Annotated in this window: 3 protein-coding genes; 1 reads left to right on the top strand and 2 read right to left on the bottom strand. The window is 43.1% G+C overall.

All coding sequences use genetic code 11. The features are described 5' to 3' along the window. Nucleotides 1–133 precede the first annotated feature (133 nt). Both VLN09_RS00550 and VLN09_RS00545 read right to left on the bottom strand, forming a co-directional pair. A complete protein-coding gene (locus tag VLN09_RS00550) occupies nt 134–1,174 on the bottom strand; it encodes an aldo/keto reductase (protein WP_325243080.1) in 1,041 nt (346 codons plus the stop codon). Nucleotides 1,175–1,216: 42 nt separating this feature from the next. After that, nucleotides 1,217–1,714: a peptidylprolyl isomerase gene (locus VLN09_RS00545; protein ID WP_325243078.1), complete on the bottom strand. Its 498-nt coding sequence runs from the start codon at nt 1,712–1,714 to the stop codon at nt 1,217–1,219. Nucleotides 1,715–1,860: 146 nt separating this feature from the next. On the opposite strand from VLN09_RS00545, the gene VLN09_RS00540 reads away from it, so the two are divergent. Next, complete coding sequence (locus VLN09_RS00540) at nt 1,861–2,520, top strand: cold shock and DUF1294 domain-containing protein (RefSeq protein WP_325243076.1); 660 nt, start codon at nt 1,861–1,863, stop codon at nt 2,518–2,520. Nucleotides 2,521–2,572 lie beyond the last annotated feature (52 nt).

Raw genomic sequence — 2,572 nt, 5'->3', positions numbered from 1 at the left:
TATTTTTTCTTAGTTTTTCAGTCGAACGTGTATAAAAAAGGCGCAAATCGCGAGTATTATCACTGCGATTTGCGCCTTTTTTTGACGTGCCAATACTTGTAGTTCCGTTTATAGAAACTTGACAAACATCACGCTATGGCGACGGATTAGGATGCTGCGTATGTACCGCTTCGATAGCCGCTAAGACGTCTAAGCTCAAGGTTAAGTTGATGCTATCGATATTCGATTTTAGCTGCTCAGTGGTGGTCGCTCCGATAATGTTACTGGTGACAAACGAGCGTGAATTGACAAAGGCTAATGCCATCTGTGCCATATCCAAACCGGCATCTGCTGCGATTTTGGCATACTGAGCCGTAGCTGACTTTGCTTCTTCGTTGGTATAGCGGGCAAATCGATCATACATGGTCAGACGCGCACCAGCTGGACGTTTGCCATCGAGGTACTTGCCAGATAATACACCAAAGCCAAGCGGTGAATAAGCAAGTAAACCTACGTTCTCACGATGGGCAATCTCTGCCATAGCAACTTCATATGAGCGGTTAAGCAAACTATAAGGGTTTTGCACAGTAATAGGCGCAATCAAACCATTTTTATCCGCTTCCCATAAATAGCGCATCAATCCCCAAGCAGTATCATTTGACAACCCATAAGCACGGATACGGCCTTTTTTAATCTCATCGTTTAACGCTTGGATGGTCTCTAAAAAAGGCGTCAAATCATCAAGCGGCTGCGCTGCCATCGCTTCGGTATAACCGAGCTGGCTGAAGTAGTTCGTTTGACGTTCAGGCCAGTGTAGTTGGTAGATATCAATATAATCGGTCTGCAAGCGCTCAAGATTGCCATCAATGGCACTACTAATATGTGCGGCATTAAAGCGCGTTTGCCCATCACGTAAAAAATCCATCGGTGATATTTTGCTGGCAAGAATGACTTGATTGCGTTGTTTGGTTTTATGAAACCAAGTACCCATAAAGCGCTCGGTATCACCTTGCTTGTCTTTATCCGGTGGCGACGGATACATCTCAGCAGTATCCCAAAAGTTTACCCCTTCGCGAATCGCCATATCCATCTGTTCATGAGCGTCATTTTCGCTATTTTGCTGTCCCCATGTCATCGTTCCCAAGCAGATTTTGGAAACTTTTTCATTGAGTTGTGGCAGTGTTTGATATTGCATTTATCTATCCTTTTCTTATTTTAGTATCGAGCATTTTTTATACTACATTAGTTTGATACCAGTAACGCCTGGTGGGGTTACTTGGAATACTTTGACTTTAAACAGTACTGATTGCCCTGCAAGTGGATGGTTAAAATCTACTTCAATTTCTTCTTCATTCATGGTGCTAATGGTACCGGGTAGGGTATTTTTGCCCTTGTCTTCAAACTCTACCATCATGCCAACTTCAGGATTGTCGGCAACGAGTGCAAATTGAGTAGGACTAAAACGTTGGATATTGTCAGGATTCCATTCACCAAATGCCTGCTCTGGCTCAAGGTGAGCGGAGCGCGTATCACCTGCGCGCAGATTCATTAGCACTTGCTCAAAGCCGGGTAACAAGCTCTCATCGCCTATGGTTAAGGTAACGGGTGTATCACGGCTAAAGGTTGAGTCAATTATGGTACCGTTCTCTAATGATACTTCAAAATGTAGCTTAACGAGGCTACCAAAAGTGATGCGTATGTTTTCATTGGGTGTAATAAATTGTGAATCGGTCATGGAGAAATTTACCTATTGCTGGAGTAGGAAGTTAGGTGGATATTAATATAAGAAATGATAAGCCATCTAGAAAAGGTTGTAAGCGCCAATAGTGTAACGTAAATAGTGTAATATATTTGGCGAATCTAAAAGTGAGTACAATATCGATGGCAACTAAACAACAAGGTCGAGTCATAAAATGGCAGGACGATAAAGGCTTTGGTTTTATTGAAACTGAAGCGGGCGAGTCGGTATTTTTTCATGTGAGTGAATTTAAAGCGCAGCGTCGTCCTGCTATCGGTGAAGAGGTTGTCTTTACCGTTGGGTACGATAATCAAAGGCGCTTGCAGGCAAAAGAGGTGCAAGAGCTAAGCTTTGTACAGCAAAAAATGGCGCAAAAAAATAAGCAAATTCGCCAGCGTAATCATAAACGAAGTGCGCAAGTAGACTTTGAAGCAGGGCAGAAGAAACGTTTGTTCCTTGGTGTTGGGTTTTATGGGGTATTAATATTACTGGCGGTCATGAATAAGCTTAGCTGGCTAGTCGTTGCTTGGTATGCGGCATTGGGGATCATAACCTATGCAATGTATGCCAAAGATAAAGCCGCTGCTCAAAGTGGTGACTGGCGAACGTCTGAATCTACCTTGCATCTGCTTAGTGCGCTTGGCGGTTGGGTCGGCGCCATGGTTGCGCAAACCTACTTACGGCATAAGTCACAAAAAGCTGAATTTCGCTTGGCGTATTATTTGACTGTTATTATTAATATGGCGGGGTTGTTGTTTGTATTGGCGGGTGATGGTTTAGAAGCTTTAAAAGGGCTGCTATAACTCATAGATTTTTAAATAGTAGGAATAAGAGCCAAAAAAAAGGTGGCTTTAC

The organism is Psychrobacter sp. (genome assembly GCF_035469765.1).
In the GTDB taxonomy this organism is placed as follows: domain Bacteria; phylum Pseudomonadota; class Gammaproteobacteria; order Pseudomonadales; family Moraxellaceae; genus Psychrobacter.
The sequence above is the reverse complement of the archived record's forward strand: the minus strand, read 5'-3'. Positions and strand labels throughout refer to the sequence as shown.

Coding starts and splice junctions, on each gene's coding strand:
- VLN09_RS00550 (WP_325243080.1), bottom strand. CDS start 1,174: ATGCAATATCAAACACTGCCACAACTCAATGAAAAAGTTTCCAAAATC.
- VLN09_RS00545 (WP_325243078.1), bottom strand. CDS start 1,714: ATGACCGATTCACAATTTATTACACCCAATGAAAACATACGCATCACT.
- VLN09_RS00540 (WP_325243076.1), top strand. CDS start 1,861: ATGGCAACTAAACAACAAGGTCGAGTCATAAAATGGCAGGACGATAAA.